This is a genomic window from Pseudomonas sp. GW821-FHT10C09, assembly GCF_059415465.1.
Genome location: NZ_JBWKNG010000015.1, coordinates 21,162 through 46,990 on the forward strand (window position 1 = coordinate 21,162; position 25,829 = coordinate 46,990).

At 59.8% G+C, this 25,829-nt stretch carries 21 protein-coding genes and 1 pseudogene; 10 read left to right on the forward strand and 12 right to left on the reverse strand.

Annotated features, from left to right (window positions below; genetic code table 11):
* Positions 1 to 4: 4 nt before the first annotated feature.
* Both AC07N8_RS16865 and AC07N8_RS16870 read right to left on the reverse strand, forming a co-directional pair.
* Positions 5 to 907: an autotransporter domain-containing protein gene (locus tag AC07N8_RS16865; RefSeq protein ID WP_493144888.1), complete on the reverse strand. Its 903-nt coding sequence runs from the start codon at positions 905 to 907 to the stop codon at positions 5 to 7.
* Complete coding sequence (locus tag AC07N8_RS16870) at positions 880 to 1,401, reverse strand: autotransporter outer membrane beta-barrel domain-containing protein (protein ID WP_493144890.1); 522 nt, start codon at positions 1,399 to 1,401, stop codon at positions 880 to 882. The genes AC07N8_RS16865 and AC07N8_RS16870 overlap by 28 nt, the downstream gene beginning before the upstream one ends.
* A gap of 145 nt (positions 1,402 to 1,546) precedes the next feature.
* On the opposite strand from AC07N8_RS16870, the pseudogene AC07N8_RS16875 reads away from it, so the two are divergent.
* Positions 1,547 to 1,879: pseudogene (locus AC07N8_RS16875) on the forward strand (MBL fold metallo-hydrolase); the annotation flags it as partial.
* Positions 1,880 to 1,959: 80 nt separating this feature from the next.
* On the opposite strand, the gene AC07N8_RS16880 reads toward AC07N8_RS16875, so the two are convergent.
* The 4 genes from AC07N8_RS16880 to AC07N8_RS16895 all read right to left on the reverse strand — a co-directional run bounded on the left by AC07N8_RS16880 (position 1,960) and on the right by AC07N8_RS16895 (position 5,060).
* Positions 1,960 to 2,367 carry a hypothetical protein gene (locus AC07N8_RS16880; protein ID WP_493144892.1) on the reverse strand — a complete coding sequence of 136 codons (408 nt, stop codon included), beginning with the start codon at positions 2,365 to 2,367 and terminating at the stop codon, positions 1,960 to 1,962.
* A gap of 165 nt (positions 2,368 to 2,532) precedes the next feature.
* A complete protein-coding gene (locus AC07N8_RS16885) occupies positions 2,533 to 3,114 on the reverse strand; it encodes a hypothetical protein (RefSeq protein ID WP_493144894.1) in 582 nt (193 codons plus the stop codon).
* Between the two features lie 176 nt (positions 3,115 to 3,290).
* On the reverse strand, positions 3,291 to 4,016 hold the full coding sequence (locus AC07N8_RS16890; RefSeq protein WP_493144896.1) for an alpha/beta fold hydrolase: 726 nt from the start codon (positions 4,014 to 4,016) through the stop codon (positions 3,291 to 3,293).
* 120 nt (positions 4,017 to 4,136) lie between these two features.
* The gene (locus tag AC07N8_RS16895; RefSeq protein ID WP_493144898.1) at positions 4,137 to 5,060 is read right to left on the reverse strand and encodes a LysR family transcriptional regulator; all 924 of its coding nucleotides are present in this window, start codon (positions 5,058 to 5,060) and stop codon (positions 4,137 to 4,139) included.
* Positions 5,061 to 5,150: 90 nt separating this feature from the next.
* Between AC07N8_RS16895 and AC07N8_RS16900 the strand changes: the two genes are divergently transcribed.
* The gene (locus AC07N8_RS16900) at positions 5,151 to 5,618 is read left to right on the forward strand and encodes a GNAT family N-acetyltransferase (protein WP_493144900.1); all 468 of its coding nucleotides are present in this window, start codon (positions 5,151 to 5,153) and stop codon (positions 5,616 to 5,618) included.
* 65 nt (positions 5,619 to 5,683) lie between these two features.
* On the opposite strand, the gene AC07N8_RS16905 is transcribed toward AC07N8_RS16900, so the two are convergent.
* The 3 genes from AC07N8_RS16905 to AC07N8_RS16915 form a co-directional block, all read right to left on the reverse strand.
* Positions 5,684 to 6,571 carry a DUF2950 domain-containing protein gene (locus AC07N8_RS16905; protein WP_493144901.1) on the reverse strand — a complete coding sequence of 296 codons (888 nt, stop codon included), beginning with the start codon at positions 6,569 to 6,571 and terminating at the stop codon, positions 5,684 to 5,686.
* Between the two features lie 26 nt (positions 6,572 to 6,597).
* Positions 6,598 to 8,181: a DUF3300 domain-containing protein gene (locus AC07N8_RS16910; protein WP_483843250.1), complete on the reverse strand. Its 1,584-nt coding sequence runs from the start codon at positions 8,179 to 8,181 to the stop codon at positions 6,598 to 6,600.
* A 132-nt stretch (positions 8,182 to 8,313) separates the two neighbouring features.
* The gene (locus tag AC07N8_RS16915) at positions 8,314 to 9,612 is read right to left on the reverse strand and encodes a peptidase MATCAP family protein (RefSeq protein ID WP_493144904.1); all 1,299 of its coding nucleotides are present in this window, start codon (positions 9,610 to 9,612) and stop codon (positions 8,314 to 8,316) included.
* 233 nt (positions 9,613 to 9,845) lie between these two features.
* Between AC07N8_RS16915 and AC07N8_RS16920 the strand changes: the two genes are divergently transcribed.
* The 3 genes from AC07N8_RS16920 (at position 9,846) to AC07N8_RS16930 (ending at position 12,669) form a co-directional block, all read left to right on the forward strand.
* The gene (locus AC07N8_RS16920; protein WP_483843252.1) at positions 9,846 to 10,505 is read left to right on the forward strand and encodes a hypothetical protein; all 660 of its coding nucleotides are present in this window, start codon (positions 9,846 to 9,848) and stop codon (positions 10,503 to 10,505) included.
* Positions 10,506 to 10,582: 77 nt separating this feature from the next.
* Positions 10,583 to 12,346 carry a SulP family inorganic anion transporter gene (locus tag AC07N8_RS16925; protein WP_493144906.1) on the forward strand — a complete coding sequence of 588 codons (1,764 nt, stop codon included), beginning with the start codon at positions 10,583 to 10,585 and terminating at the stop codon, positions 12,344 to 12,346.
* Between the two features lie 59 nt (positions 12,347 to 12,405).
* On the forward strand, positions 12,406 to 12,669 hold the full coding sequence (locus tag AC07N8_RS16930) for a hypothetical protein (protein ID WP_493144908.1): 264 nt from the start codon (positions 12,406 to 12,408) through the stop codon (positions 12,667 to 12,669).
* Positions 12,670 to 12,705: 36 nt separating this feature from the next.
* Here the strand turns inward: AC07N8_RS16930 and gltS are convergent, their stop codons facing one another.
* Positions 12,706 to 13,920, reverse strand: a complete 1,215-nt coding sequence (gene gltS / locus AC07N8_RS16935; protein ID WP_493144910.1) for a sodium/glutamate symporter — start codon at positions 13,918 to 13,920, stop codon at positions 12,706 to 12,708.
* Between the two features lie 383 nt (positions 13,921 to 14,303).
* On the opposite strand from gltS, the gene AC07N8_RS16940 reads away from it, so the two are divergent.
* From AC07N8_RS16940 to AC07N8_RS16950, 3 genes are all read left to right on the forward strand, one after another.
* The gene (locus tag AC07N8_RS16940) at positions 14,304 to 15,926 is read left to right on the forward strand and encodes a methyl-accepting chemotaxis protein (protein ID WP_493144912.1); all 1,623 of its coding nucleotides are present in this window, start codon (positions 14,304 to 14,306) and stop codon (positions 15,924 to 15,926) included.
* A 138-nt stretch (positions 15,927 to 16,064) separates the two neighbouring features.
* Positions 16,065 to 16,760 (forward strand): tRNA (adenine(22)-N(1))-methyltransferase, encoded by a 696-nt coding sequence (locus AC07N8_RS16945; RefSeq protein ID WP_483843257.1) that lies wholly within the window; start codon positions 16,065 to 16,067, stop codon positions 16,758 to 16,760.
* Positions 16,761 to 16,896: 136 nt separating this feature from the next.
* Entirely contained in the window at positions 16,897 to 19,833 is a 2,937-nt protein-coding gene (locus AC07N8_RS16950; RefSeq protein ID WP_493144915.1) for a sensor domain-containing phosphodiesterase, read from the forward strand.
* Positions 19,834 to 19,845: 12 nt separating this feature from the next.
* On the opposite strand, the gene AC07N8_RS16955 is transcribed toward AC07N8_RS16950, so the two are convergent.
* Positions 19,846 to 21,168 carry a DUF1329 domain-containing protein gene (locus AC07N8_RS16955; RefSeq protein WP_493144917.1) on the reverse strand — a complete coding sequence of 441 codons (1,323 nt, stop codon included), beginning with the start codon at positions 21,166 to 21,168 and terminating at the stop codon, positions 19,846 to 19,848.
* Between the two features lie 212 nt (positions 21,169 to 21,380).
* Positions 21,381 to 22,556, reverse strand: a complete 1,176-nt coding sequence (locus AC07N8_RS16960) for a DUF2252 domain-containing protein (RefSeq protein ID WP_493145105.1) — start codon at positions 22,554 to 22,556, stop codon at positions 21,381 to 21,383.
* An 837-nt stretch (positions 22,557 to 23,393) separates the two neighbouring features.
* Between AC07N8_RS16960 and AC07N8_RS16965 the strand changes: the two genes are divergently transcribed.
* On the forward strand, positions 23,394 to 23,753 hold the full coding sequence (locus AC07N8_RS16965) for a DUF6124 family protein (protein ID WP_493144918.1): 360 nt from the start codon (positions 23,394 to 23,396) through the stop codon (positions 23,751 to 23,753).
* Between the two features lie 386 nt (positions 23,754 to 24,139).
* On the forward strand, positions 24,140 to 25,786 hold the full coding sequence (mqo, locus tag AC07N8_RS16970) for a malate dehydrogenase (quinone) (protein WP_493144920.1): 1,647 nt from the start codon (positions 24,140 to 24,142) through the stop codon (positions 25,784 to 25,786).
* Positions 25,787 to 25,829 lie beyond the last annotated feature (43 nt).

Sequence of the window (25,829 nt, forward strand, 5' to 3'; positions counted from 1 at the left end):
GACTTCATCCCTTCGACGGTCGCCGCGCGTTTATCGGCAAATCCAGGTTGGCCTCCCACCAGCTCCCCCCAATATCCGCCTCGAAGGGCACGAAGCCGTTGGCCGATGAAAACTCGGTCTTGGGCTGTCCCTTGAACTCATGCCAGACGCTGGGACGTAGCCAGCCATTGGTACGCAGTGCCTCGCCCTTGTCGTTCTCGCGGAACCAGTCCTTGGCCAGACGCACGCCAAGTCGGCCGATCAGCGAGTCGACGTCCCTGAAACGCACGTCGGCAGCGATGTCATCGCTGTTGTCGAGATCGATGTGGGAATAGATCACTTGGGCTTGTGGCTCGAGGTACAGGTTTTCATTCTTGTGTTCTTCATCGCCCTCATCGACCAGAAACGGGTAACCGGTTTCCAGTGATGCGGAGTAGCCCCAGCCTTGGGTGTCCAGTTCATCGATGTCGCGCGGTTTGGCTTCGATGTCGAAGCGGTGCAGTTGCAACACGCCGTCCACATAGCCACCGTCGGGCCCAAAGTGCGTCCAGTAGCCACCCAGGCTGTAAGCACGCAGTTCGTTTTCACCGGCGCCAATCCCGCTGTAGTGATCAACTCCCCCCGAGATGTTGCCGACCGCCAGCGATACCCCGGCCTGGTCATGGCTGCCGTCGGTGTCCTCGCCGCGATAAAGGTCCAGACCGACCTGGAAGGCCTGCATGTCATAGTTGTAGCCTGGGGAGTTACCAAACGGGCCGTTGTGACCGCTTTCTCGTTCGCCATTGCGAAAGATCATGCGCCCCCAGCCGAGCGACGGGCCGTAGGTTTCTTCATGCTCCTTGGGCAACGGGTCGGTGGGGATCCGGCGTTCTTCAGCAACCCGCTCGTGCAAGGTGTCGATCATGCCGCGGGTATAAACCAGCGCCATGGCCGGGATGGCTCCGTACAACGAGGTTTCCGGGCGGAAGTTCGGCACGGACGGAGTAGGGGCGTGGGCGTATCAGGCGTATCAGGCGGAACCGGTGGGGTTGGATCGGCGCTGGAACGCAGGTACCACGCTTCACGGTTGGTTGCATCCACGCTCGCCCGATGCAATGTGTATTCGTAGGGGCCGGCGATCGCCCGGTTGCCCAGGCGGAAAGCATTGGCGGCGGTGGTGCCGCCGTTCTGCGTATCCACCACGAGGATGCCGTTGCCGGTGGTCAGGGCACCTCGCCCAAGGACGCCGCTGGCATCCCGGGCGTTACGGACCAGCAACGCCGTGTTGCCGGTGGCCAGCGCCGTTGCGGTGCCCCCGTCGATCACCAGTCTGTCGGAAGGCGAGCCGTCGCCCTCCAGGAATGTATGGAGCGCAATGGTGCCATCGCCGCTGTAATTGTTGACGGTGAGAGTCTTGAAGACACCGCATGTGGGTGACTTCATCCGGGAAATCCGCCGGGCCGGTCAGGGGTGGAGGCGAAGCGGTCAGCAAGGGGAAGTCACTGAGCGTACCCACGCGCAGCCACTCACTGGCACCCGTCGCGGTCGAGTTGGTCAGGGTGATGTTGGCATCGCCGGCAACACCCGCCTCGGTAACGGCTGGTATTTTCATTTCAGCGACGGCTACACACCGGGGCAACTGTTGCCGGAAATCCTGCTACCCGGCGGGCCGGTGGTGTTTGTCGGCGACTTGATCCCGGGAACGCACTGGCTGAGCCTGAACGTCAACAGCGCCTATGATCGCAATCCCGAATGCGTGGTCGGGGACAAGGAACGCCTGCTCGATCATCTGGTGGCGATGCGCGGGCGCTTGTTCTTTTCCGTGGACCCGGACATCGCCATGGTCAAAGTCATGCGCGACCGGCAATCACGCTATGTTCCCTTTGATCCGTACACGTCGCTCAATCGTTTCGAAAACTGAGCATTCGGCTGTCGATGACTGTTGAACCTGAACATGGCGTTGAGGACAGCAGGCAACACTACTGTTGAACGCATCGCCAATTAAAAAAACCTGGTTATTTCATTCAAGATCCGGTCCTGGGTTTCAGTACTGGGCCTTTGACGATAAGCCACTGCCAAAAATGCAACGCCTTCGTAGTCGCAGCGGATCGAAAACGTCATCCCTTGACGAAACCCAAAAACGGAGCGGTCTCCTGCATCAACAAAATATCTCGCTTTTGTAAGTGCTGCCTGGGCGTGCTTCAGGCATTCAGCCTGGCTAAGCGAGTGTTGTATCCAGCTAGTAGTGACACGCACAGAAGACGTCTCGCTATCATCGATAGGGGGGCGAGCAATTGCTTTGGCAGGTGTATTAATATTTTCGTTACTGGAACAAGCGGTCAGCCCCATTGAGATAACAGTCAGCAAAAATACCAAACGAAATCTCGAATGCTTAAGTGAGTTTCGCATCGCGGGGCGTTCCTCTGACGATGTGCAATGAATGAAAATTGCAGGTACTGACGTAATAGCGGATTTATGATCCTTTGCTACCTGTTTGCAGCGAATGCGACCAATGGTTGTAGGTGGACTCGTCATGTGGTTCTTTTGAAGCAGGTCATGCTCCCTGTGCCGATGCTACGTTAGCTCAAACCGCTCTAATGCATAATCCTTTCCTGCCAGGGTAAGTTCAAAGTAGGTGGCGCCGAACGTGCCTCGTGTCACTTTGTGCTTCACAAGATGTTTGATCTGGAGTTGCTTCAAGTCGGCTTCAACCTCTAGCCTGCTGAGTGAGACCAGTTTGCAAATTGAGTCCAGATTTGCAATTTTCCTGAAGTTTGCGTGATAGGTCAAAGCCTCCATCAGTAGCGTTTGGTTTTCTGTCAGTTGTGGGAACTCAGGGTTGTTCTTTTTGTAAACTTTTCGCTCTATCTCATGCAACTCGCCGACCGCTCCGTCAGTGCTGCGGACGTAGAAAAACGCTACAGACAGCGTGCTGATTGAAAACATGATAATCGTCAGCACAGACCAATTCGGCATTGGTGTTTCCAGCAAAAGCCAATCCCGAACACTTAGCAGTCCGCCCGTGGCATCCGCCAACAACGTCAGTTCGAAGTAGGTGTCGAGCAGTTTCATCGCAGCCCAGGCAACAAGGAAACCACCAGCCGACCAGGCCATGGCCTTGAGCGTGAATGGGGCGTGCTGGCGTTGTGCTGCCATGCTGCTCGTCTCTGGTGGAGAAACAGATGTTGTTAGCATAGCAGTGGAAAAGTGGGCCTCTGGCAGCCGGTCTGCAAGGTCAGCTATTGGCCGATAGAATCCACAGCCGCAACCAGACACCCAAATCGCAGCGCATTGAAGACGCAGACGCTACCCACCCCCCCGCGCGCATACGCTTAAAGCGCTACCCGTTCCAGAAACTTCCTGATTTCGAGCGAGTAGGCGCCAGGATGCGAGAACCTGAACATGTGGCCGGTGCGCGGCAGGATGACTTCCTGCGAACCCTTGATGCCCTTTAGCAGAATCCCCGCGGCTTCTTCGCCGATCAGCTTGTCTTCCTCGGGCGTCAGGATCAGCGTGGGGACGTCAATCTTCTTCAGCAGGGCCGAATAGTCGACCTTCTCGATCGAGCGCATGCGGTTGACGTAGGCTTTGTGTGGCGTCTCCTTGACGAAGAAGGCGCGACTCTTTGCGGTTGACCAAAGGGTCTCGCCTTCCTTGTCAAACGCCGACGCCAACTGCGCGGCGTGGACCCGTAGGGTCATCTGCCGATAAAAGAGCCCGGGGAAAAACGGTACGAACGCTGCCAATGTCTTGAGCAGGGGCGAGATGATAGGGCTCTTGGCAAAACCACCCGACAGTACCAGTCCTTTCAGGCCTTTGGGCTGGCGCGTCGCAACCGCGATCGAAGCGACCGCGCCGTAAGAGTCGCCAACCAATACATAGTTCTTGAGGTCCTCTACCTGGTCAGCGATGAAGTCGGCCAATGTTTCCAGATCGCTTACATCATCGGGCAAACGAAGGGTGCGCATGGCGCGGCTCTGCAAAGAGGTCATCTGGTCAAGCTGCCACGGGGCCCCTGCGAAGCAAGGGACCATGACCAACGTGGGCAGGGTATTCATGAAGTGTTCCTGGAGGGTTGAATAGACGACCGCACTCTAGGAGCACCGAGGCACTCGATGCCAATGGCATTTACACAGCCTGTCGATGCACGAGATTCATGATCCCGGGGCCGGCGCTGTTCAGTCGGCGATCATCATGTTCGTGATCCACTCGACGGCGGGCTCGTTGGCGCGCCCTCGTGCTCGAATAACCAGCACCTCCCAAGTGGGCAGCGCCAAGGGCAACTCAAACAGGCTCAGCTGCGCGGTCTCCTGCATCTGCAAGGCGACCCGCTCGGCAACAACGGCAATCGATTGTGAAGCACCGACCATGAAGGGCACCGCCAGAAAGCTGGGGCAGGTAACGCTCACCTTGCGGGAACGACCGAGGTTCTCCAACGCATCGTCGACAGCGCCCCGTGTATCACCGCGCGGCGAGACCAGAATGTGGGGGAGGGAAGTGAAGTCATCCAATTCCATGTGCAATTTCTTGCCTCGCTTGACCAGCGCCGGGTGGCCCTTGCGCGCGATGCCGACGAAACGTTCCTTATGCACTAGCTGGCACTCAAAGCGCTGCGGGACTTGGGCAAATGAACCCGACCCCAGCACGATGTCGACCTCGCCTGCGTCCAGCAGACGTAGAGCGGATTCGACATCCGCCGGGCTGAGCTTCAGCACGGCCTGCGGCGCGGCGGCCTGGATCCTGGCCAGAGCAGGGGCGATGACCGTCATGACGGCGTGGTCGGTGGCCGCCACTGACAGTGTTGCTTGCAAACGACTCGGATCGAACGGGCCACGTGGACTGGCGACGAGCCTGACCGACTCGAGCACCGCCGCCACTCTCGGCATCAGCTCGATGGCCAGCGGCGTCGGCGCGATCCCGCGAGGGTTGCGAATGAACAGCTGATCATCAAAAGCGGTACGCAGCCTCGATAAGGCGTGGCTCGTTGCGGACTGGGACAAATGCAATCGTTCGGCCGCGCGGCCGACGTGCTTTTCAACCCAAAGCGCCTCAAGCACAATCAGAAGGTTGAGGTCGAAACGCGTCAAATCCAGGGGCTTCATGCGGTGTTGGCCTCATCGTTCATCATTTGAAGTGCGGCGGGTTATTCTGCTTCTCGAGCCGACATTAACCGACATTCGTCAGGATTTGCCATGAGCGAACGACACAGGATCCGCCAAGCCGTTGCAGACGACGAAGACGCAGTGCGCGCTTGTGCGGAGCAGGCGTATGCCCAGTATGTTTCGGTAATAGGACGAAAGCCTGCACCGATGCTGGCGGATTTCAGGGCTCAGATCGCTGCCGGGTTTGTGCACCTTTGCATCGCAGAACAGGAGGAATTGCGAGGTTTTATCGTCTTCTATCCGGTGGGCCAGCATATGCTTCTGGAAAATGTAGCCGTGTCCAAAGCGGGTCGTGGGAAGGGGATCGGCAAGGCACTCATTCAATTTTGCGAGGCGCAGGCGACGCGCCTGGGGTTTGGCAGCGTTTGTCTCTATACGAACGAGAAGATGACCGACAACCTGTCCATTTATCCTCGACTGGGTTACGTCGAAGTCCAGCGGCGCTCGGAAGATGGATTTGATCGTGTCTACTTTGAAAAGCGCTTGGGTTGCCATTGAGAGCGGCGCAGCCAGCCCTGCCACCGCTTCGCGATCAACGCCGCAGAGTTTGTAAACGACACCTCCTACTCCTGATCCGCAGCCACCTCCTTCCAACTGTCATCCGGATCAAAGCGCTTCATCGCCTTCGCCAGTTTTTCGCTCTCAGGCCCCAGGTCTTTCTCGAACACCTGCCCTTCATGGCTGATCATGAAACTCATCACGCCGGTGTCGTTGTATTTCTCTGGCCAGGCGATCAGTGCAAAGCCCCGGCTCATCTTGTCGCCGATGAGGTAGCTGTAGGCGCCGCCGGGTGCTGAGGGTCCCTGGCCATCGAGAATGCGAAAGTGATAACCATGCCAGCCTTCGCCGGCAATGGTGTTACCGAACTCAGCGCCCAGAGGGCTGATCTGACCGCTGTCGTCGTCCGCCCAATAGAGTCCGTCATGGGTGCCGGGGGTGCTGAAAATATTTTGCGCATACTCAAGTGCGCCGTCACCGTCGCGATCCACCGAGGCGTAGTCCATCTGGGCGTCGTGATAGGCCAGCGCCGCTTGCACCGCGGCCAATTCGTTGCGGCCGATTTGACGTGCACGGACTTCGGCACTGCCAGCCTTGACGTCGAAGCGCCAACCGTTGGTGCTTTTCACGATCGGGATCGGCAGTGTCCAGTGGTTACTGCCGACCGACAGAATCGCGGTGTGGTCATTGGTTTTTTCGATGTGGTTTTCCTCGTGGTACTGCTTCAAAAACGCATCCACGTCTTTGCGTTCGGCGCCTTCGCGAGGGATGAAACTGCGCCATTCCTTACCCAGCAACTCGGTCAGGCGTTCATGATCGGCGTGTGTCGTACCCAACGCTTCGACGAACGCTTGAGCGGCTTTTTCCGGGGTCGGGAATTCCTGCTGTGCTGTCGCCACGCACGACCACGCCAAACCGGCAGTGATCGCCAAGGCCTGAAGGAGCACGCCCATGCGTGCCTTCAATCGAGGATAGTTGTTCAACGACGGCCACCCCTACTTTGACGCGCTGGCGGATTGGACGGCCGACTGACCTGATGGCCGGCGGCTCGCGCGGAACTTGGGCGCTGGGCGGATGCCTGGCTGGCCCGGCCACGATTGGCTTGTGCGTTGACCTGGGACGGGGAGCGCGCGCCGGCGAAGGCATTGTTGCGGGCACTGCCCTTGCTGGCGGCTGTCGTGGAAGGGCGGTTCTGCGTCGTTTGGCGCGCCTGCGCGTTGCCCTGTCGCTGGTTCGTCTGAGCGGTCTGTTTTCTCGGCTGCTGATTCGCCTGATTGTTTCTGGCCGTGCCCTGGCTTCTGTCAGACGCCTTTGCTCTTTCAGCGGCATTCTGTCTATCCGCTGCCTTTTGTCTATCGGAGGTCTGCGGTCTATTGGCGGTGTTCGGTCTGTCGGTGCCGGCTTGCATCCGGTTGCCGGCTGTGGCCCGTGAGGTATCACGCACTTGATCACGGGCTTCGCGGTTGCTGGTAGGCGGGCGTTCGATACCGGCCCTGTCCATGGAACCTCGGGCATTTTCACGGGCCTGGGCGCGCTGGGCGTTGTCGCCTCGATAAGCCTGACGCTGACTGGCACCGTCCAGTTGCCGGCCGTACTGTTCGCGGCTGCGGTTATCGCGATAAGGGACGCCATTGCGGTGCGCGGAATTGTGCTGCCACTTGTTCTGGTTCACGTTGATGCGGTTGTTGCCATTGATGTTGTTGTAGCGCTCGACGTCGATGTCGACGTCGTTATTGCCCCAGTCACACTCACCCCACAACGCACCGACAATGGCCACGCCGGTACCAAACGCCAGCCCGGCCATCAAGGCCTGGCCCGGGTAATAGGCCGGCGGCGGTGGGTAGTACGCAGGCGGCGACGCCGGATACGGCCAGGTACCGTAGGCGGTTGTCGGGTTATAGGTGGGGACGTACACAACCTGCGGATCGGCGGGCTGGATGATGATGGTGGAACTGCTGCTGGCAGGGGCCGGTGCTGGCGCCGCGGGAGCGGGTTCTGCTGCAGGGGCCGGTGCTGGCGCGGCATTATTCTGAATGGTCACGTTCTGATATTGATTGCTCTGCAGGTTGCCTGCTTCCTGGGCCTGACGACGCAAGCGTTGCACCCCGTTCATGACATCGTCGGGCTGCGCGAGGAAGGCATCACCCAGGCGTTGGACCCAGACGGGATCCTGCCCCAGCGTTGCCAATACCTGCGGGAAGGCGACGAGCGCCTGCACGCTCGGGTCCCAAGGCTGGTTCGCCACTTGTTTGACTGCATCGTCGCCCTTGGCGTCCGGATGCGCTTTGGACCAGGTGACCGCTTCGGCAACTTCCCCAGGGTACGTGCTGGCCATCAGCACCTGTGCCAGCAGTGGATCGGGATACAGCGCAATGGGCGCCAGCATTTGATCCAGCTGTTCCTGGGTAAACACAGGATCTTTAGCCGGCAGCGGGGCGGGCGCAGCGGCCGGCGCCGTAGCGGCAGCGTTTGCGGGCGCAGGTGCGGTCGTACCGGCTGCCATGCCGTTAGACCCGCTCAACAAAAGGACAGCCGACAGCGCGTAAAATACTGGAATGCGCATTGCAACTCCCTGTAGTCAGGCAGGTTTGAAATGAGTGGATCAATGCCCTGGAAGTAGAAGCCGACTGTGCAAACCACAGGTCCTGACTTCGACGCCGCTCACTAAGCGTAGCAAACAAAAAATATCTGCCATTTATTTACGTTCACCCGGCCCGGCGCCACCACTGGCATCGGTTTCGTGCTCGTCTGCGAACGCCATGAGCACGTCCAGATCGAGCACGTCCAGCTGGATCCGGGTGATAAAGGCAGAGAAGGCGAGGTTGGCGGCGAGCAGGCGCAGATCGCTGGCCCAGGCAGGAAGATGGACCGGTGCCGTGAGCCAGCCGGATTCGAACAGCGGTGCCAGGCGTACGGTATCCCCCAGGCTGAGACGTCCGGCAAACAAATGGCCCACCAGTTCCGGCCGGTTATCGCGAATCGCGAGGCGCAGCAGGGTGTGGACACCGAGCAAGCCGGTCAGGTACGCGGCATCCTTGGTAAACGCCGAACCGCCCCGCAGGTCAGCGCCGCGAAACACCCGTTGGGTTGAGCGAAACGACTCCTCTTGCGACTGGCCGGCCGCCAGAAAACCTTCGAACACCTGAATGAAATCGGCGCCATCCAGCGCTTGCTGGACGGCGAGCACGCGCAGGGCCAGGCGACGCAAACGGTTGATGTCCATGCTGCCGGTGAACAGCTCCGCCAGGGTGGCAATGCCTTCCTGAGTCTGGGTTGTGCGCGGTGCTCCCAGGCCGAGGCTTTTGAGGTTGGGTTGGAGCGCGCCGTTTTGCGCAGTGGCGATATGCACGAACGCTTCGTGTTGCAACAACTGGTTCTTGTCCAGTTCCGAGAACAGCGCGTTGGCCCGCAGACGGATGCGGCTCACCCCTGCGATGGCTTTGGCGGCGAGGGTCGGATCGAGCACGACCGTGATCCGCCCCTCGCCGAAGAATCGGTCCAGTTCCGGCTGCATCCAGGCAGCAAAGACATCGGCCGGTATTTCGGCCGGGCTCGGTGGAATCCGCGTGCCGCCGAGCAGGGCGTCGGTGGTGTTGAGGAAAAACCGGGCGGCGTCGAGCATGCTCAGTTTCAGACGGTGGTAATAGAAGTCCGGACGCCGATAAAGCGCTGACGAATAGTCGGTAAAGGCAGGCGTGCCAATCGCCCCGAGCATGCGGCCGGCCGTGGCATAACTTCGTGCGGTCATGGCGAGGTGGTTGCCGGCCGGATGCCCCGCATCGCATCGCTCAATAAAGGCTTCGAGGGCGATGATGTCGGCGCTGTGGTCACGCGGGCGCAGTTCGACGTCGGGCAACGCTGCTTTCCCTGCCCGCCAGTTCGCCAGGAAGGTTTCCTCGACGCCATCCGGCCAGGACAGGGCATCCAGCACGCGGATCTTGCGGGCCAGGCCGGGCAGGGCGGCATCGAGTTCTGAAAGGGGCGCGGCGTGCATCGGAATCTCCCGGGGGGACGAGATTGACCTGAAAAAGCTTAGACGTTGCTGCCACAAAGCGCGTTTTGGCCTTCAGGCTGATGTGCTGCCATTCACAACCCGCTCACACCGGCAGCGACAATTTTTTTTGTCACTACAATGAAGTGAAATCGAAAAAGAGCACCGCCTGAAAGTGCGGTGCTTTGACCTTTGACGCTTGCACCACGCGGGTACTTTTCAGCGAGGTAGGACGCATGCCGAACACCGGAGAACAAAAACGGGCAAGGATTCTCGACCCGGTCGATCGAGTCACAGAAGTGATTTTCGGCTTGCTCATGGCGATGACGTTCACCGGAACGATCAGCGTGGCGACTTCGGGTCAGGAGGCGGAACGGACCATGATGTTCGCCGCGCTCGGTTGCAACCTGGCCTGGGGGCTCGCGGATGCGGTGATGTATCTGCTGCGGGCCTTGATCGACCGGACGCGCAAAAGCACGCTATACGCAAAACTCGCCGGGGCGGACGCGGCCACCGGCCAGACGCTGGTGGCGGCTGCATTACCGTCCCACGTGGCGGCAGCGGCCAAGCCTGAAACCCTGGAATTGTTACGCAGCCGCCTGGTTCAGTACCCGGCCGCGTCCGTGCCGTCGGGCCTCGGTTGGGAAGATTTCAAAGGGGCGCTGGGCGTCTTTCTCTTGGTGGTGGCCTCGACCTTTCCACTGGTCGTGCCTTTCCTGTTACTCGAAGACACGGCGCTCGCCGTTCGTTTATCCAATCTGGTCGGGATCGCGGTGCTGTTCATCGCGGGCTGGATGCTGGCGCGATACGCAGGCGCAAAACCTTGGCAGGGTGGGGTGGCGATGGCGGTCACTGGCGCTGTGCTGATCGTGGCGATCATCGCACTCGGTGGTTGAAGAACAGAGGAGGGCGCAGCCCCTCGGCTGCAGCCCTTTAGGCGAATATGCGCTGTGTACCAAGGGGTTACAGTTCTATGAGCGATTCAGATTCTTCACCCTCCGCCCCGGAACCGGGTCGAATTGCACGCCGCGTCGCAGGCGCCGGTCAAAGCCCCTGGGCCCGCTGGCTACCGGGGCTGAACACGCTGCGCCACTATCAAATCGCCTGGCTGCGAAATGACATTGTCGCCGGACTCGTCCTGACCACCATGCTGGTGCCGGTCGGTATCGCCTACGCGGTGGCCTCGGGCGTACCCGGCATCTATGGCCTCTACGCGACCATCATTCCGCTGCTCGCTTATGCGTTGTTCGGGCCCAGCCGGATTCTGGTGCTGGGACCGGATTCCTCGCTGGCAGCGGTCATCCTTGCAGTGATCCTGCCGCTGTCCGGCGGTGACCCGTATCGCGCCGTCGCCCTGGCGGGAATGATGGCGATTGTGTCGGGGGTGGTCTGCATCCTCGCCGGGATCGCGCGCCTGGGATTTATCACGGAATTGCTCTCCAAACCGATCCGCTACGGCTACATGAACGGTATCGCGCTGACCGTACTGATCAGCCAGTTGCCCAAGTTCTTCGGTTTCAAGATCGAGTCCGACGGGCCACTGAGAAACATATGGGCGATCGCCACCGCGGTGCTGAACGGAAAAACCAACTGGGTCACCTTCGCGGTCGGCGCCGCCACGTTGGTGGTGATCCTGTTGCTCAAGGGACACAAACGCATCCCGGGTATTTTGATTGCCGTGGCCGGCGCAACCATCGCCGTCGGTGTGCTGGACCTTGCGACGAAATACGGCATATCGGTGCTCGGCGAACTTCCACAAGGCATGCCCGCGTTCGCCATTCCCTGGATCACTTCCGCGGATATGGTCCCGGTGCTGATCGGTGGTTGCGCGGTGGCGCTGGTTTCGTTTGCCGACACCAGCGTGCTATCGCGTGTCTATGCGGCGCGGTCGCGCACGTACGTCGATCCGAATCAGGAGATGGTCGGGCTTGGCGTCGCCAACCTGGCGGCCGGTTTTTTCCAGGGTTTTCCCATCAGCAGCAGTTCGTCACGCACTCCGGTGGCCGAGGCCGCCGGCGCCAAAACCCAACTGTCTGGCGTCGTCGGCGCGCTGGCGGTGGCCTTGCTGCTGATGGTGGCGCCGAACCTGTTGCAGGACCTGCCCAACAGCGCGCTGGCGGCGGTGGTGATCGCCTCGGCCATCGGCTTGATCGAGGTCACTGATCTGCGACGTATCTATCGCATTCAACGTTGGGAATTCTGGCTGTCCATCGCCTGCACCGTCGGCGTCGCAGTGTTCGGCGCCATCGAGGGCATTGGCCTGGCCATCCTGCTGGCGGTAATCGAGTTCCTCTGGGATGGCTGGCGGCCGTATTCCGCCGTACTGGGCCGTGCCGATGAGGTCCAGGGTTACCACGACATCAAGCGTTTTCCCTATGCCCGGCTCATCCCCGGCCTGGTCCTGTTTCGCTGGGACGCCCCGTTGTTTTTTGCCAATGCCGAATTGTTCAATGACCGGGTGCTGGATGCCGTGGCGACATCGCCTACGCCCGTGCGCTGGGTGGTCGTGGCGGCGGAACCGATGACCAGTGTCGACGTGACATCTGCCGACATGCTGGCCGAACTGGACGAAACCTTGCGTGCGGCAGGCATCGAATTGTGTCTGGCCGAAATGAAAGACCCGGTCAAGGACAAACTCAAGCGGTTCGGGCTGTTCTCGCAGTTTGGTGAAACGGCGTTTTTTCCAACGATAGACACGGCCGTCGACAGCTATCTCGCGCTATACCCCGAGGACTGAGAGGCCGACTAAACTGACTGGCGAGTGAGCCAGCTATGCGCTTGAACGGGAGGAATATCATGATTGGCAAATACAGCATGATCGCTCTGGCGACATTGGTCGTCGCCGTGGGTGTGCAATCAGTGTCGGTAACGGCTCACGCGACCGAGCAGGGAGAGCAGCGGCGTGAAGCGCGGGATACGCGGCAGACCGGGCGCTCGGATGCACGGCAAACCAAGGTTGATTGCAGACAGGCCAGTGAGAAAAGCAACGCACAATGCCGCCAGGACAAGCGCAGCACCAAACAGGACACGCGCCGCACTGCCCGGGACATCAAATATTGATGACCTGATCCCTATCGCCGTGAACAGGGCCTGCCGCTAGATACCGCTGAACAGGCCAATGATCACGGCATTGACCAGGTCAATGAAAAAGCCACACACCAGCGGCACAATCAGGAAGGCCTGATGTGCCGCGCCGTATTTTTGCGTCACCGTCGTCATGTTGACGATGGCCGTCGCCGTGGACCCGAGGGCAATCCCGCCGAACCCGGATGCAATCACGCTGGCTTCGTAATTACGGCCCATACAGCGGAACACCACGAAATACGTGTAGAGCACCGTCAGCAGGATTTGCAGGCTCAAGGCGCACAGAATGAACAGCAACGCGCCGCTGAGCTGCCATAACTGAAGCCCCATCAGCGCCATGGTCAGAAACATGCCCAGGCAGATATCCGAAATCAGCGACAGGCCCAGACGGGCGCCGCCCCAGGATTTCAGCCGTTGTTCATCCATCACCGCGAGAACGATGTGGTGAATGACGATACCCGCGAACAGGCAACTGACGAACTTGGGCAGGGTGATGCCGGCATCGACCAGCAGCAGGTTGAGTCCGTAGCCGAGCATCAGGGTCAGGTTGAGCCACATCCAGGCCCAGAGCACATCGTAGTAGTCCATTGACTGGTGGGGTTGTTGTTCAAGGACGCCGACTTCCAGCGTCCCATCCCCGGAAGTCGTCAGTTGATGACGACGTATCAGTCGGTTGGCGATCGGGCCGCCAATTACGCAAGCGGCAATCAGGCCGACGGTGTTACTGGCCATGCCCAGTTCATGCGCGTTAGTGATGCCCAGTTTGTCGACGAACAGCGGCGCCCAGGCCAGGGTCGTGCCCGCGCCCCCCGTCAGGGAGATAGACCCCACCATCAACCCCGCCTTGGGATCGAGTCCAAACGCCTCGGCCATACCCATGCCCAGCGCGTTTTGCAGGACGATGAACACGCCCGCGAGCACCAGCAGGATCAGCAGCGGGACGCCACCCTTGAGCAGTTGGCGCATGTCCGAGTTCAAGCCAATGCCGGCAAAGAAATACAGCAACAGGGTGTCGCGAACATCCAGATCAAATTCGATCTCGATGTTCAGGCCGAAATAAAACAGGGTCGTCACCGCCGCACAGACAAAGCCGCCGACCACCGACTCGGGAATACAGTATTGGCGCAGCAAAGCGTTGCGCTGGACAAGGGTTTTGCCAAGGAAAAGCAGGAGGATGGCGAGGGTAAAACTCACGAGGCCGTGAATCTGGAAGATCTGTGGAGTCATTCAGAGCCTGCCTAAAAATATGAAAAATCATTATCAGGATTCGACCGTCCACGATTCAGACCTGAGTCAATGAACGGTGGATGCAGCATAGCAGGCGAGTTAAAACCTTCCCGACGCCCCCGCATCTGTAGCAGCTGACGAGCCTGCGAGGCTGCGTTCGAGGACGAAGTCCTCGCCCTCCGGAACCCGCGATCTACCTAAATTCACACCCGGCATGACCCCCAATTAATGCTGCGAATCTGTCATGAAATGAAAAGAAATTGTCGTCGAATGAATGCTCGGCCACAAAGCACTCGCGTAGATAAGGTCGCCTGCAATTTAGCCCGGTCGTGATGTGCCGGCGCTTTAACCCCACTGCTCGACGACCAGACAAGAAGAAAAATATGCTCAGGAATATAAGTATCGCGTGGCGTGCCTCGATTGGTTTCGCCCTGGTTGCCGTGTTGACTGCCGGGATGGGGATCTTTGCGTTATCCAAACTGGACGACATGCGTGAAAGCACCCGGCAAATCAGTGAGGATTGGCTACCCGGGGTGATGGCTTTGAGTCAAGGCGCGCAAAACGTTCAGCGTATCCGTGCGCTGACCCTGCGCGTCATGATCAGTCGCGACCCGCAGACCCTTGAGCAGAACTACAGCAAGATCGACGCGCTCAAGGCCGAAACCCGAAAAGCGATGGGGCAGTACGAAAAAACCATTCTCGTCGATGAAGACCGGGCGATGTTCGAGCGCTTCAAAGCTGCCGCAACGGCCTACATGTCGCTACAGGCCAAAGTGATCGACTTGTCGCGCAAGGATCAACTCGACGAAGCGCGGGACGTGATCAATGGTGAGATGAACCCGCGTGCGGATGCGTTGAGCAAGACCCTCACCGACCTGGTCGAATTCAACAACCGTGGCGCCAGTGGCGCTGCCGCCCACAGTGTCGACGTCTTCAACAGTGCGCGCAGTGGCGTTTTCGCGGTGCTGTTGATCGTCGCGCTGGCGTCATGCGTCGTGGCCGTCGGCTTGATCCGCAGCATCGTCCTGCCGCTGCTGCAATCGGTTCGGCTGGCCGAAACGGTGGCGACCGGCGACCTCACCACCCGCACCGTGGTGATCGGCTCTGACGAACCCGCGCGATTGATGACGGCATTGGTCACCATGCAGGGCAATCTGCGCGACACCATCATGGCCATTGCCGAGTCGTCCAACCAACTGGCGTCGGCGGCCGAAGAGTTGAGCGCCGTGACCGAAGACGCCAGCCGTGGGCTGCACCAGCAAAGTGGCGAGATCGAGCAGGCGGCCACGGCGATCAACGAAATGACCAGTGCCGCGGAAGACGTCGCCCGCAATGCGAGCTCCACGGCCGATGCCACCCGGGCGTCGGACCTGACCGCGCAGCAAGGCCGGCAGCAGGTGTTGCGGACCGTCGACGCGATTGTCGAACTGGCCAGCGGCGTCACGGCCACGGCCGGCGAGGTTGAAAACCTGGCGGGCCGGGTACGCGATATCAGCCAGGTCGTCGATGTCATTCGCACGGTGGCCGAGCAAACCAATCTACTGGCGCTCAACGCCGCCATCGAAGCGGCCAGGGCAGGGGAAGCCGGTCGCGGTTTTGCGGTGGTCGCCGATGAAGTGCGCAGCCTGGCGCATCGCACTCAGCGCTCGACCCAGGAAATCGAACAGCTGGTCACCGCCATCGAGCAAGGGACAGTGCAGGCGGTCAATGCGATGCAAGGCAGCAATACCCGCGCTCGCGACACCCTGGAAGTGGCTCAGGCGGCGGGGCAGGCCCTGGATCAGATTGCTTCGTCGTTCACACAGATCAATGAGCGCAACCTGGTGATCGCCAGTGCGGCCGAGCAGCAGGCGCAAGTCGCCCGGGAAGTGGATGGCAACCTCGCCAACATTCGCGAGCTGGCGTCGCAGACCTCCGCCGGCGCCACTCAAACCAGCGCTGCCAGCCAGGAACTGTCGCGCCTGGCCGTTTCACTCAACGGTCTGGTGGCGAGATTTGCGGTTTAACCAAAGACGTTCGCCGGGGCCATGGCGGGCCAAACCATGGCCCCGGTCGCCGGAATTTGTAAAGCGCGGCGTTGCCCGACACAATCGCGTCCCGATCCGGCCAACGGTGCCGGACATTCGTGGTAAAGGGATCTACAGTTGAACGAACAGACATTGTCCATGCGCCTGGAACGCGTGGCGGCCCATGTGCCCGCCGGCGCGCGACTGGCCGATATCGGCTCGGATCACGGCTACTTGCCGGTCGCGTTGATGCGCCGTGGCGCCATCGCGGCGGCAGTCGCTGGTGAAGTGGCGTTGACGCCGTTCCATGCGGCCGAACGCACCGTGCGCGAGAGTGACCTTGACGCGCGGATCACCGTGCGCCTGGCCAACGGGCTGGCGGCGATCGAGCCGGGCGACGGGATCACCGCGATCAGTATTTGCGGCATGGGCGGCGAGACGATTCGCGACATTCTCGACAGCGGCAAGGCGCGCCTGAGCGGGCAGGAACGCTTGATCCTGCAACCCAACGGCGGCGAGCAGCCACTGCGCCAATGGTTGATGGAAAATGGCTACCGCATTCTCTGCGAGGAACTGCTGCGGGAAAATCGCTTCGACTACGAAATCATCGTTGCCGAGCGCGCCGGCCCGGTGCTGTACACCGCCGAGGAGCTGTACTTCGGCCCGCTGCAGATGCAGGCACGCAACCCGGAATTCCTGGCCAAGTGGCAGCGTGTGCTGCGCGAGAAACAGAAGACGTTGACCCAGTTCGCCCGTGCGCGGCAGGCCGTACCCGAGGACAAACTGCAAGACGTCGCCCGGCAGGCCCGGTGGATTACTGAGCTGCTGGTGTGAGCAGGTCGTCCATTTAGAGTGATCAAAAAATAAAACGATTGAAAAAAACTCCCATTAGCTTTAAACGGGAAGATAACCGGCACATTGCCAGCAATCAGAAAGTGAGTATCGCCAGTTACTGGCTCAGGGAGCGCTGATGAGTGTTCGTCCATTGACCGACGCCCCGCGGCAATCGAACGATTGCGACGTTGTCGCATCTCAAATGAATGGACATCTGGATACGGTCGGCATGACCTACGCTGGCAACAAGGACACCATCGAGCAATTGCTGAACCCGGCGCGCCACTGGGCGCACACCACCGCGTGGGCGGTTTACCGCGCCGGTGAACAAATGCATCTGGTCGGGCAGGGCGACCCGCAGGTGCAGTGGCCGTCGAGCGTGGCGAATGAAGACTTCGACGCCTTTTGCCAGATCCAGCGCTTGCACCGCTGGCCGACCGGTAAAGGCGAAAGCGTATTGGGCTGGTTACTCGCCCCCTTGAACGAATCCGCGGAACCGGCGCTCGCCGATTTTGCCCAGCGCCTGGGCATTCAGGTGCAGACCAATACCCTGGCCCGCGCGCAGATCACTCAGCGTGTGCTGTATGAAATTACCTACCTGGCCAGTTCGACCCGCGACCGCTCGGTGTTTCTGGTGGGGGTTCACCAGCTGCTGGCCAGCCTGATCGACGCCGAGAACTTCTATCTCGCGCTGTATGACCCGCACACCGGCAAGATCGACTACCCGTATTACGTCGACATCATCGACGTGGATGCCGTGGAGTCACAGCACTATGAATACCTCGACCCTTCGCACCTGTCGCTGACCGGCCAGGTATTGACCACTGGCCAGCCGTTGCTGATCGACGCCGCCGGCATTCTTGCGGCGCAGGCCGAGAACCGTTTTTACTGCGTAGGTGATCGTCCCGAGTTCTGGATGGGCGCACCGTTGAAAAACGCCTCGGACGACGTCTTTGGCATGCTGGCCATGCAGGTCTACGACGTTTCCCGAACCTACAGCGCAGAAGATCGCGCACTGTTTCTGGTGGTGGCCCGCCACGTGGCCATGGCGTTGGACCGGATTCTGCACCGCGAAGACCTGGAAGAGACGGTGATGCGGCGCACCCTGGAGCTATCGGCCGTCAACGACGCGTTGCGGCAGGAAGTGGCCGACCGACAGCGCGCCGAGCATCTGCAAAGCGCGCTGTTCCAGATTGCCGAACTGTCGAGCCAGCCCGGCGACATGGCTGAGCTGTTTCAAACCTTGCATGGCATCGTCGGTGATCTGTTGTTCGCGCGAAACTTCTATATCGCGCTGTTTGATGACGCGATCAGTGAAGTGACCTTTCCGTATTACGTCGATGAGCGCCAGACCATCTGCCCACCGGCACGCCGTGGCTGCCGGGGCTTGACCGAGTACGTTATCCGTCAGCGCCGACCTTGCCTGATCAACGTCGGCGAAGCTGAACGATTGGCGGCGAACGGTGAAATCGAGCTGGCCAATCAGTCTGTGAGGTCTTACTCGTGGCTGGGCATTCCGTTGTTCGATGGCGATGTGGTGCGCGGCGTACTGGCGGTGCAGAGCTACACCTCGCAGGTGCGCTATACCCTGCGGGACCAGGAACTGCTGACGTTCGTGTCGCGGCACATCGACACCGCGTTGTCACGCCGCACGGCCGCCGAGGCGATCCATGCCGCCAACCTCAAACTGGAGGCCCGGGTGCAGAACCGCACCCGCGAGCTCGATCACGCCAATGCCAAGTTGCAACACGAAAACTCCCACGATGCGCTGACCGGGCTGCCGAATCGTACCTACCTGCAACAGCGCCTCAGCCAGGCGTGGTCGGAGTTCGGCAGCGCAGGAGGACACCTGGCGGTGATGTTCATCGACCTCGACCGTTTCAAAATGGTCAACGACAGCCTTGGCCACCACTTCGGCGACTTGCTATTGATGCAGGCCGCCCAGCGTCTGCGCGGTTGCCTGCGCGAAACCGACATGCTGGCGCGCCTGGGGGGCGATGAGTTTTCGGTGCTGGCGCCTGAGGCCTCGCTGGAGGTGGTAATCGAAATCGCCGAACGGATTCTGGTGGCGTTCGACCTGCCGTTTTTCATCAATGGCCATGAAGTGTTTTCGTCCTGCAGCATCGGTATCGTCAGCGCCGACAGTCAGTTCCATCACGAGCCGGCCGACTTGCTGCGCGACGCCGATGCGGCGATGTACCGGGTCAAGAGCGCCGGGCGTGACAGCTACGCGGTGTTCAATCAGGAAGTGCGCCGTGAAGTCTCGGACCAGGTCGAGCGGGAAGGGGCCTTGCGCAACGCGCTGAAACGCACTGACGAACTGCTGCCGTATTTCCAGCCGATTGTCAGCGTTGAAACCGGCGAACTGGTCGCCCTTGAAGCGCTGGTGCGCTGGCATCAGCCGGGCGGCCGGGTGATCGCGCCGGGCGAATTTTTGCCGGATGTCGAGGGGTTGCGCCTGATCGGTCGACTGGACCTGTACATGCTCACCAGTGTTGCGGTGATCCTTGCACAGCCCGAACATGCCGATTGGCCTGCGGTGCACGTCAATTGCTCCAGCTACAGCATGACGCGTCCGGACTTCGCCAGTGAAGTGCTTGCCCTGTTGGCGCGGCACGGAGTCGCGCCCTCGCGGATCTGTCTGGAATTGACCGAAGGCGCACTGGTGGCTGAGCCGGCCATCGCCCGCCTGACCATGCAGCAATTGGCCGACAACGGCATGTCGGTGGTACTCGATGACTTCGGCGCAGGGTTTTCATCCCTGAGCTATGTGCATCAATACCGTTTCAGCGGTTTGAAGATCGACAAATCGTTCATCCTCGAACTCACCACCAGTGCACGCAGCCGCGCCATCGTCCGGGCGATTGTGCGGATGGCCGAATCGCTGGACCTGAGTGTGGTCGCCGAAGGTGTCGAGGATGAAGCGACCCTGGACCTGCTGCGCGAAATAGGCGCCGGGCAGGCCCAGGGTTACTACTTCGCCAAGCCGATGGGGTTGGAGGCGTTGTTGGCGAGTTCGCTGATGAGGTCATCCAGCCTGGCGCTTGCAGATGACTCGACAATCGCTCCCTGAAACCCCCGCCAATTAACGAATACCCGCGCCCGCCATCGACTCCGGTACCCACTGCGCCGTCGACAGCGGTTCGATATACCGAATCCCGCCATGCGGGCCCACCACGCCATTGATGTTGTAGGTGCCGCGCGACAGGTCGTACGTCATGAACGGCGTGGCATCCGGCACCTGCTCGTCATAGCTCTGGCTGAGGAACGCGAAGGAGCCACGGTACAGCTTGCCACTCGTGTCGTATTGATCGGAGGCGACAGCGGCCCAGGTGTCTTCATCCAGGTAAAAACGGCGCTTCTGGTAGATGTGACTGGCGCCGGGCTTGAGGTTGCCTTCCACCACGTAGACCCGATGTTTCTCCCAACGCACGAAGTCCGGGGACAGGTAATTGGGGGTGGTCAGCGACTTGGCATCCCGCGCGTAGGTCAGTTTGTAGGTGTTGTAGGGCACGATCATTTCTTGCTTGCCCACCAGCGTCCAGTCATACAGTTCCAGGGCGCGGGCGGTACCTGGGTTCGGTGTGTCGTAGGCCAGGATCGAAATCTGTTTGACCCGGCGCTGGGCCGGCATGTACTGCCAGGCACGGCCGGGACGCTGCAGCGGGTTGGTGGCGTTCTTGAGCATGATCGATTCACCAGCGCGCCGCGCAGGGCTGGTATAGGACAGCTTCAGCTGGTAGTAGAGGTCGGAGTTGTTGATGGGCTTCGACAGGTTCTCGTAGATCGGGAAGGAGACGAAGGCCTCGCCGGTGACGGCCAGGCTTGGCACGCCCGCCGAGTCGACGTTCCAGGAGTCGTACTTGGAATGAATGTTGACGCCCTGATAGCGCAGCAGGAAATTCCACATCGCTTCGGCACCCGATTGCGGGATCGGGAACGGCACACCGGGCAATACATTGTCGAAGGCAATCCCGCCGTTGAGGGAGCGGGCGGCAGTGGCGTTCTTGCGGCTATTGTCCAGCACCGTCTGCGGCAACGATGCGGTGCGGTGGGTCGGGTACACGTCGATGCGGTAACCGGGGTAACGCTTGGCCAACTCGATGGTGGTGGCGGTCAGCATGCCCTTGTACTGATCAACGTTGCGGCCATTGATCACCAGCAGCGGTTTCTCGTGCGCGTAGGGATCGGGGCGCATGCTGTCGCCGATCTTGAAACTGGCGGGGGCAGTGGTCAGGCCACCGTTATAAGGCGGGATGGAGCCATCGGCATTACCGGCCTTTTCAGCACCGACCAGCGTCAGGTTGGCGCCCAGTTCGGCAGCTTGCTGACTCGATACATAGGCCTGCGCATCAATGGCCAGTGTCATGAGGAGTGAAGCAGCCAGAAGACTTTTCACGCTTTTCATATTGTTATTCTCTGCTGAGTGCACCAGGCCACTCGTGGCTCAGGCGGAGCAATCGTGTTCGCCTTGTGGGCGATCAGACGGGCTCAAGCGCCAGATGCTTTTTTATGACTCCCATTAAAAAGCCCCCGAATCGGGGGCGCTTTTCATTCGACGACAGTCGCTTGGCTATTCGTGACAGACGCACAATATCGCGCCCTACGGCAAACGCGTCCTCATAACTCTTCTTCTCTCAACGCAATGATCCGACCTGATTTCTCGGCGGCCACCAGCGTGGCATGGTCTTTTGCGTTTTGATCGGCATAGGTGATGGCAAATTTTCCGATGGCCTGATCGAAGGAATCTGTCTTGCCCAGGTAGCCACTGATGAGCGCCGCATCCCCGGACTTGGCGTGGGCGCGGGCCAGGGTCAGACCGCACCACTCGGCGTACATCTTCAATCGAGCGGCGGATATGCCTTCGATGGGCGCTGACATTTTCATGTCTCGCAACTGACGCACAAAGTAGTAGCGGCCGTTCTGGCCGCGTGTCCAGCCCAGAAAGATGTCGCTGGACGACTGCATCAGACGCTGCCCGGTGACGACACGTTGCCCCTGGTTCTCGTACTCGCTCTTGCCGGCATAGGGTGCGAGTACCGAGGGGCAGGCTTCCTTGAATTGCAGGAGCAGCGGGTGATTTTCTGCGGAAAAGAACAAGCCGACGAAACAATAAGTACCGACACTGCCGATGCCGACTGCTTTGACGGCAATGTCTTCGAGACGGTAACGATCGAACAGCACGCGCCGTTCATGGGGCAGCGACAACCGATAATCCTGCAGCGCCAGATGGACGTTGCGCACGAAGCCTTTTTCATAGACATGAAACAGAATCGGCGGTTGATCGATCAGGCGCCGTCGCCCTCCGACTTCACCGCTGATTTTGGGATAAAGGTAATCGCCAACACGCAGCTTGGCCTTGGCGACTAGTTGCTCGCGGATTTTCTTGATCTCGGCATTGGGTGCCATGTCGACGATCGCTTGGGCATCCAGGCAGTCGTACCAGACTTCCATCGGGCTCATCTTCGAGAATTTGCGCAGGTACTCGCGGTAAGCACGCACGCATTCGGCGGCGCTGGCCTTTGCTGCTTTATCGCTGAGGCGGTTGTCGCGGGCGGCCACGGCAAAACTGATCGCCAGGCGTTTGACATCCCATTCCCAAGGGGCGGGGAGGGTTTCGTCGAAGTCATTTATGTCGAAGATCAGATTGCGCTCAGGTGTCGCGAACAACCCGAAGTTCATCAGGTGACAATCCCCGCACGCCTGCACTTGAAAACCGGTGGTTGGGGTCGTCGCCAGGTCATGCGCCATCAACCCGGAAGAACCGCGTAAAAAGGTGAAGGGACTGGCCAGCATGCGCCCGTAGCGCACGGGCACCAGGTTGGGCAGTCGATAGCGATTGGACTCTTCGAGGAGCGCGATGGGGTCGCGGTGTTTGCGCGCGGGTTTCCATTCGGCGTGAAGGGCGTGCGGCAGACGCTCGCGTAACTGCTCGCCGGCGTACAGACGTTCCTTGCGTGAGTAAAAGACCCGTTCTTCCCCGTCGTCTTGCGATTGCCCTGACTTTTTGTCGGTGGGCGAGTTTTTACGGGGCGGCATGATCACTCCTTTGCTCAACGAAGTGGGTTTCGTTTGGGCGCAGGATCTGATCATTCGGCTGTTCCATCAGCCTGCAGAGAGGGTGTGCGCCAGTGTATTTGGAAAGCGCGAAAGTTAATGTTTGAAGCGTAGCAGCTCTTATTCCGGGTGCTGGGTAGCGCGGATTATTTTGTGTTATTTATGCGAGGTTTTCCGGTTTCAGGTAGGCCGCGTGTTCAGTCGACAGGCTGGCTTAAACAAAAAAAGTCGTCCGCGTTTAAATGAAGCCTTCGGTTACCACTCGGAGGCTACAACGCCTTGCGCCATCGCCTACGGGTAAGACAGAATCCGCCGGCTTGTGCGCTCTAGCCCTGGCCTCTATCGTTTCCCTGCCACTGCCCATCAGTGGTCGGGTTTAGCAGCTCGGGGTTATAAGCAAGGTGCACAAGCGCTTGTCAGTCGGGCATTCCCATGCCTGCACTTGATGGTGGTTGTGCGCAGGGCGCCTTCGGGCGCGCCGGCTTTGCTAGCTTCCCCGGTCTGCTAACCTGCGCACAGCTGCCTCCCTCTCGTTTAGCAGCAGGAGGGTTGGCACTCAATCAGAGAAGCAAGCATATGTTCAAAGTAACACCCAACCCACCGGACGCCGATCCGGCATCCCCGTACGAACCCGATTCAAAAAAACTCAACGAAGCCGCCGAACGCGCCCTCGACTTCCACTTTCCGTCGAACGCCGACATCAAAGCCAAACCACGAACCCGCAGCACCCTGTTTTCCGTGGACCCGAAAGCCAGCGCCGAAACCCTGGGCGTGTTTTTGGTCGAGACGTTGGCCTCGATCGACGTGATGGTCCATCACTTGGTGGATCATCTAGAGGGGGAGGCACGCTACGCCTTGCTGGGCATTTCAAACAGCATCATGGTGGCCGAGATCACGGCGAACGGCGTGCTGGATAAAATAGAACCGTCCGTGTAACCACACATCCTGTGGCGAGGGGGCTTGCCCCCGTTGGACTGCGCAGCAGGCCCATCTTTTGGGGCCGCTTCGCTGCCCAACGGGGGCAAGCCCCCTCGCCACAGGGACCTGTCAACACCACCATTTGAGGCCGCTGCCGAGGAGGCAGTTGTCTTTTGGCTGGATTTAAATTCAATCTGGCACAAAAACAAAGCAAACACCCAAACAGGACTCTTTAATCCTCGTTACCCTGATTTCATTGGGTGCCGAGCATAGAACCCAATCGAGCTCCTGGACTCACGTGATGCTTGATCTTGAAGCTTCTCACCAGGTCTTTACCACCTATCACCAACGATAGAGCTAACTGATCGGTAAGGATGACCGTAACTCTGCGGGAGAAGCACAAGATGAACACGAAACAGCTGAGACACATACTTGCCGGTTTAACCCTGTCTTTTGGCGCTGTGCATTCGCACGCCGAAGAGGCCAAAAAAGTTGATGTACTGCTGATCGGTGGCGGCATCATGAGCGCGACGCTGGGCGTCTGGCTCAATGAGTTGGAGCCGGGGCTCTCGATGGAGATGGTCGAGCGCCTCGACGGTGTCGCCCTGGAAAGCTCCAATGGCTGGAACAACGCGGGTACAGGCCATTCGGCACTGGCCGAGTTGAATTACACACCGCAAGACGAGAACGGAAAAGTCACGATCTCGAAGGCCGTTGAAGTCAATGAAGGCTTCCAGCTGACCCGGCAATTCTGGGCGTGGCAAGTCAGGCAAGGCGTGTTGAAGAACCCGCGTTCGTTCATCAATTCCACCCCGCACATGAGCTTCGTCTGGGGCGATGCCAACGCCAGCTTTCTGAAAAAGCGTTATGAGGCGTTGCAGGCTAGTCCGTTGTTCCGCGGCATGCAGTTCTCCGAAGACCCGGCCGTGATCAAAAAGTGGGTTCCGCTGATGATGGAAGGGCGTGATCCGAAGCAAAAAATCGCGGCCACGTGGAACCCCAATGGTACCGATGTCAATTTTGGAGAAGTGACCCGCCAACTGGTCGGTTACCTGCAAACCTCGCCGACATTTGCCCTGAAGCTGTCAAGCGAAGTGCAGGACATCACCCGAAACGAGGACGGTAGTTGGCGCGTCAGCTACAAAAACCTCAAGGACGGGAGCCAAACCGTTACTGATGCCAGGTTCCTGTTCATCGGTGCGGGGGGTGGCGCGCTGAAGCTGTTGCAGAAATCGGGTATTCCCGAGGCCAGGGAATATGCAGGCTTTCCAGTGGGCGGCTCATTCCTGGTGACAGAAAACCCGGCCATCACCGAGCGGCATCTGGCCAAGGCCTACGGCCAGGCATCGGTAGGGGCGCCACCCATGTCGGTTCCGCATCTGGATACCCGCGTGCTGGACGGCAAGCGCCTGATCCTGTTCGGGCCATTCGCAACCTTCAGTACCAAGTTTCTCAAGCAGGGCTCCTTTCTGGACCTGCTGAGTACGACCACGATGGACAATGTGTGGCCGATGACTCGCGTCGGCATCAAACAATATCCACTGGTCGAGTACCTGGCTGGCCAACTGATGCTGTCGGACGAGGATCGACTCGATGCCTTGAAGGAATACTTCCCCAACGCCAAAGCCGAAGACTGGCACTTGTGGCAAGCAGGCCAGCGCGTGCAGGTGATCAAGCGTGACGAAGCTGCCGGTGGTGTCCTGAAACTGGGCACGGAGATTGTTACGTCCCAGGACGGCACCATTGCCGGATTGCTGGGGGCCTCTCCAGGTGCGTCGACCGCCGTACCGATCATGGTGAGCTTGCTGCAGAAGGTGTTCAAAGACAAAGTCGCGACGCCCGCCTGGCAGGAGAAACTGCACCAGATTCTTCCGAGCTACGGTACCCAACTTAACGACGATCCGGCGAAAGTGGCTGAAGAGTGGGCCTATACCGCCAAGATCCTTCAACTGATGCCTCCACCGGAGATCAGTCAAGTCGCTACGCCGATGGCTGAAAAAGAGCAGGGCGCGCCAGTGAAGGAAAAGGCGCCGGCCGACATGGCTCTGTGAAAAACAAGACCACTCGTTCGGAGTACGCAACAGCCCGCTGGTC